4 protein-coding genes are annotated in these 6,088 nt (G+C 38.7%); all 4 read right to left on the reverse strand.

The features are described from left to right. Positions 1-62: 62 nt before the first annotated feature. Positions 63-971, reverse strand: coding sequence for a TIM barrel protein (locus AC1DND_RS08580; RefSeq protein ID WP_477580787.1), 909 nt, complete (start codon positions 969-971; stop codon positions 63-65). 47 nt (positions 972-1,018) lie between these two features. After that, positions 1,019-3,949 carry a TonB-dependent receptor domain-containing protein gene (locus tag AC1DND_RS08585; protein WP_477580789.1) on the reverse strand — a complete coding sequence of 977 codons (2,931 nt, stop codon included), beginning with the start codon at positions 3,947-3,949 and terminating at the stop codon, positions 1,019-1,021. A 195-nt stretch (positions 3,950-4,144) separates the two neighbouring features. Further along, a complete protein-coding gene (locus AC1DND_RS08590) occupies positions 4,145-5,167 on the reverse strand; it encodes a FecR family protein (RefSeq protein WP_477580791.1) in 1,023 nt (340 codons plus the stop codon). Between the two features lie 106 nt (positions 5,168-5,273). After that, complete coding sequence (locus AC1DND_RS08595; protein ID WP_029274028.1) at positions 5,274-5,834, reverse strand: sigma-70 family RNA polymerase sigma factor; 561 nt, start codon at positions 5,832-5,834, stop codon at positions 5,274-5,276. Positions 5,835-6,088: the final 254 nt, after the last annotated feature.

Below are 6,088 nucleotides of genomic sequence, written 5' to 3' on the forward strand. Positions count from 1 at the left end.
ATCGGTATGCAATGTGATTGTTACTGAATAGAATTGTTCTAAATAAATGATTTTTTGCCGCTCTATTGTGGTTGATTTTTTTTGATGTAGTTATAGCTTTCGGCTATACTCTCATAAGGTGCTTTCCTGATGATGTCCTGTTCTGTAAAAATATAATCTACTCCAGCCAATTTAGAAGCAGCAAAAATGCGCTTGAAATCGATCCTGCCAGACCCCACTTCCACGAAAACTGCTTTGTCTGTTTTATCCATATCCTTAACATGGAACATTTTATAACGGCCTGGATTTTTCTTGAACATATCAACAGGATTTAAACCTGCATTTACCGCCCAAAAGATATCGAGTTCAAAACCAACCAGTTCGGCATCGGTCTCAGCGAGCAGGATTGCGTAGCCTGTAGCCCCGTTGCCCTGATCTTTAAATTCGAAGTTATGGTTGTGATAAGCTAATTTCAATCCTGACTTTTGGCAAAGCTCGGCCGCTTGGTTAAATTTTGAGGCCATGCGCTTGTAATCATCTAATGTTCCATTGGCCCTGATATCGGTAGGCAAAGCTGGGATAACGAAATATTTCTGGTCAACGGTGGCTGCGGTTTCGATGTGCGATTTTAGCACTTTATCGTCGCCTGAGGATAAAAACTCAGTTACATTATAATGGCCGCTGGGAGAGGTGAGGCCATTTGCTTTTAATAAGGTATTAAAGTCTTTTGCTTCCAAACCCCAAAAACCTTTCACTTCGTATTTGCCAGGATAACCGTAATAGGTTTCTACCTGGCTATAACCGATTTTAGCTACCTGTTCTATGGTCGCTTTTACATCTGCAGTTAACTGCTCCCTTAAAGTGAAAAGTCCGATTCCGATTTTTGAAACTTTAGCAGACTCAGCTAACGCTGTTGTAACTAATGATGGACTTAAAAAAGCTGCTGCACCAGCAAGGCTTACCTTTTGTAAAAATGATCTTCTTGTTGTCATGATGTTTTAGAATTAAAAAACCGGAGCGTAAACTCCGGTTTTATTTGTTAGAATGAATAAGCTAATGATCCCCAGAAGGTACGTTGAAGTAATGTTCTGCCAATCATTAATGTGCCAGGGGTTATGGTTGAGAAATCTCTGAACTGATCTCCTCGAACATCGCCCTCTGTCAGCACTTTTGCATTTAACAAGTTGTCTGCCCAAAATCTTATCGAAATCTTTTTAGTAAAATTATATCCTGCCCCAGCTTTCATTACTACATAAGCAGGTAGTTTATAGCTATCGCTAGGAGAGGTGAAGCGGCTACCTACGTAATTTGCTGCTACATATAGGTTAAAGTTTTTGTAGTCGTAATTGGCGCCAAGTTCGGTGTTGAGTACAGGAACACGTTCGGTCCTTTTGCCGGTGAAGCTATAGATCCGATTGCCGAATTCGGCTGCAACAGCGGCGTTGTTACTCGTGTTTGCTTCGTAATCGGTGTATTTAGAATCCTGCAATGTTCCGGTTAAACGTAAGCTTAGTGGTTTAGCAATTTTGTAAGAAACCTCATACTCGGCACTCCAGGTACGTGTAGAACCAAATGCCACCAATGCCTGTAAACCTGAAGCAACTGTTGGAACATTAATGGTTAATGACGTGTTTTTAATTGCCGAATAACTTCCAGATGCGAAAATGGCCAAGTTATTTTTAGCGTATTTAAAACCCACTTCGCCCAAATAAACCGGGMGTTTTTTAATGTTTACAGGGTTATAGGCTGATGCATTATAGTCGCCAATGTTTGGTGCGTTGTAAGCTTTTGTAGCCCTTGCAAAAATACTTGATGTATTGTTTATTTTGTAGTTTGCTCCTACTGAAGCTGCCCAGTTGGTTAAAGTTTCATCATAATGCGTGTAGCCTAAGATATTAGGGTTTGCACTGGCGGTTGTATTAACCGTACCATTTGCATTTAATGCATAATAAGGTCTGTCGCCTTTAACATTTTGATTATCTATGCGGGCACCAATATCTAAGCGCCATTTTTCAGATATTTTAATCTCATCTCCTGCGTACACAGAAAGGGTTCTCGTATCGCCAATAAAAGTGTTTTTGGTCTGGATGGTACGCTCTGCAGCTGTTGGTGATTGTAATAAAATGCTAGGGTGCTCTTTAAATTCAGTAAATGAACGGAAAGCATAACGTAAATCATCCCGGTTATACTGGTGGATGCCCAATCCGATGTTAAGACTGTGGTTTTTTACTTTCTTTCTTAAATCCAGGTAATCAACAATCTGAACATCACTATTAATTTGTCCTTGTGCATTAGAGGTAATTACATAATCTCCAGCTACGAAAGGTGCCACTGAGCCACCGGGATAGTAATAAGGCGTTGCTGCTGTTCTCGCTACAATTCCTGCAGGGGCAGTATAGGTAGAATTGGTATGGGTATTTTGATAACGAAAATTGTTAACAATCTGCCAGCCACTGTCGGTTAGGTAGTTGAACTGAAAACCACCCGATCCCAATTTGGTGTGGATTCCATCTGTTAAACTAAAATTATGGCTTCCTGCCGCCGGATCGTTATAGCTCCATTCTGTTTGAGTTGGCGTAATCGATTGAGCGGCCATATCATAATCGCGGTAAGTAGTTGGTTTACCGGTACCATCGTAAGGGTAATAACTTGTTAGTAAGAACTGAACTTTATCATTCAGGTATTTACCATACACCCTAAAAAATCCTTTATTGTTCTTAAAATTAAAAGTCATGTTCCCTTTAATCTGTCCACCCTCGTTAGCTGGCTTAAAACCTTGATCTACCACACCGTTATCGGTACGGTAAAAACCACCGATATTGTATTTAATCTGGTCGTTTATTTTGCCTCCGGTGTTGCCATCAACACGGTACAAACCTTGCGAAAAACCTGTTGTAAACTTAAATTGACCATATTGTTTATCTGCACCAACATAGCTGATGTTATTTACCACCGCACCTGGTGTGTTGGCCTGAACGATTGATGCGTTACCCCCTCTGATGGCTTCTATGTTCTGGATAGTCAGATCTGTTTTATAGTATTGATCTACAGATGGGTTTGTGTTGAACCCTGTTGGTAAAAGCGGTAAACCATCTTCCTGTATACCCAGGAAGATATATCCGCCCTGCTGCGGAAACCCCCTTACCCAAACATTTCCCGGGCCGTCGCCACCTGTACTTTCTACTGTTAAACCTGGTATGGCCTTTAATAAATCGGTACTGTTTAAAGGTGCCCGGTTGGTGATATCTTTATTACTCACTGAAGTTAAGGCCACACTGCTTTCTAATTTTTTCTTTGGATTACCACCGGTTACCATCACACTTTCCAATTGTAGGTTATCTTCTGATAGGCTGATACTCAGGTTTTCGTCGGCATTGCCAGGTGATAGGTTTACTTCTTTGGAAATGAAACCTACATATCTTACCACGATTACACGGCTGTCGACAGTTAAGCCTTTTAGCGCAAAAGCGCCATTTTCGTCGGTTGTGGTCCCGATTGATTTTCCTTTAACGGTAACTGATACCCCAGGGATGGCATTCCCTTTACTGTCGGTTACTTTTCCGGTAACAATGCCTTCAAAGGCTTTTAGCAGTTCGAGGTTGTTATTGGCGGGAATAGAATAGAGCAGAATCTGATCTTTAACTATTCTATATCCCACGTCATAACGTTTTAGCGAATTCTCAAGAAAGTATTTAAGTTTTTGGTTAACCACATTAATAGAAACTTTACGGTTGGAGTTTATTAATTGTGGGCTGTAAACAAATTTAACATTGGCTAAGTGTTCTGTTTTTTCTATAATGGTTTTAATATCTGTTTGATCGGCTTTAATCGAAATTGATTTGTTCAGGAAATCTTGTGCGTCGACATTTTTGGCAAAAGCACCACAAGTAAAAATTATTATTGCAAGTATTTGGTAAATCGAAACTCTCATTGCATATATCGCCAGCGAAATAAGTTGATTTTTTTTCATAAATTTGGTTATTGTTCATTAAATGATTGGATTTATTGGACATAGAAATACCATGAATACATTTCTAATGTATTTAACTCGCCGGCAATGCCCCACATTGTCGGCTTTGTTTTTTAGAAAAATATTATGGAATATGGCGCCGCGGTTACGGGCTGTTGGTGTTGTGGTTCTTCTTCATCATGTTTATATATTTGGTTAGTTTTTATTGGAAACCACAATGCTGGTTCCCTGGATGTAATATTTGCTTGATATGGTTCCACAGATCAGGTCGAGCTGCTCATATAGCCCTTTTTTGCTTAAATCTCCGGTAAAAGTATAAGTCGAAATCTGCTCATTATCTGATTTTATCTCTATCCCATATGCTTCAGATAAGGTTTTGAAAATTTCTTTAATGCTTTCTTCTTTAAAATTGTAGCTCAAGCTTGTGGGTATGTTATAAGCTTCGGCCAATGGAATAGGCTTGCTTACCAATGTTTTATTTAATTTGTGGTCGGAAAAAATACCTTTTTGATTTGGCGTAAGCAGAATTGGTTTCGCCAGTTTTTCTTTAGCAAAAGTGAATAGTGAGCTTTTCTGATTTTCTTCTACCTGAACTTTTCCGGTCCTTACCGCAACTTGGGCGGGAAGTTTATCTGTTGACGATTTTACCCAAAAGCTGGTACCCAAAACACGTATAACCAGTTTTTGATTATATACATAAAACGGCCGCTTTGGGTTTTTGCTTACCGAAAAGAAGGCTGTTCCTTTTAAATAAACCATTCTTTTGTTGGCAGCAAAAATCTTTGGATAAATAATATTGGCCTGCGGTTTAAGTGTTACTGTGCTTTCATCGCTAAGCGCTATAATGATGGGACGATCAGTATCATTGGTTTTGCTGATTAGGCTTAAATTGCTGTTTTCATCAATAAAAGATTGTTCAGCATGGTTGTAGTCCGTTAGGTATAATCCCCCGATAAAAAAGGCAACCAATATAGCTGCTGCAATTGCAAATTTTGGCCAAAGCTTTTTAACCTTTAATGTTGGTGCTGGTTTGCGTTCAATATTATTGATGTTTAGCCAGGTATTGGCCTGCATTTCCTCCAGTGCTGTTGACGATAGATCTTTAAAATTCCTGCTATTTAAGTTATGATACCATTTATCTACCCAAAGCTTTTCGGCTTCGGTACAATTTCCGTTTTCGTAACGGCTTAGTAAATCGTAAAATGATTTCTGGTCCATAAGAAAGAATATTTGGCTTTATACTATACAAGTAACACAATGAATGCGAACCCCTAAAGGCAGGAGATAAAAAAGCTAAAATAATTTTCAATTGCCTGGTAATCAGTTACAAAAAGATGTAGAAATTTTTAATATATTCTTTAATTCTTTTAATTGAGCGGGTAATATGGTATTCTACAGCTTTTTCGGAGATATTTAAACCAGCAGAAATATCTTTAGTAGATTGGTGTTGGTATCGGCTCAGCCTGAAAACTTCCTGTGTTTTTTCCGGAAGGGAGTTGATACCTTCTTCAATGATGGAAGATAGATCATGAAGATCGACCAGGTTTGCAGTGTCCTGATGGTTTTCTGAATAAGTTAGGCTTTGGTACTCCATGTACTTATTCTCCATAACCAGGCTCCTGATGTGGTTAATCACACTTAACTTCAAGGCACCGAACAAATAAGCCTGGAGGTTATTRATCACCGCTTCCTGCCGCTTTTCCCAAAGGGAGATAAAGATGTTTTGCACCAGTTCTTCAGCAATTACCTTATCGCCTGTTTTTTTGTAGGCTGCCAATAAAAGCTCATTACTATAGGTGAAATATATTTTTTCGTAAGCCTGTTTGTCGCCCAGTTTTAAGCGATCAAGTAAATCATCAGATTTTTCAGGCTCAGCGTGAGTCATTTGTTATTTGGTTATGCAGGTAAGTGTAGTAAATGTAATAAAATTAATGTTGAAATGTAATCAAGTTTGATTGTTGTATTGTTGAAAGGTTCTAATACCTGAGATATCAGTTAACAGTTTTCAGTTGGCAATTTGCAGTTAGCAATTTAAACAATCCGGTTTACAGTTAACTAGTTTATACAATTAACCGATTAATCCTTTTTAAACTAATCTAACCGATTAACCAGTTTAAACAATTAACCACTATTCTATAC

This window comes from Pedobacter sp. 01N416, from assembly GCF_056399685.1.

Coding starts and splice junctions, on each gene's coding strand:
- AC1DND_RS08590 (WP_477580791.1), bottom strand. CDS start 5,167: ATGGACCAGAAATCATTTTACGATTTACTAAGCCGTTACGAAAACGGA.
- AC1DND_RS08580 (WP_477580787.1), bottom strand. CDS start 971: ATGACAACAAGAAGATCATTTTTACAAAAGGTAAGCCTTGCTGGTGCA.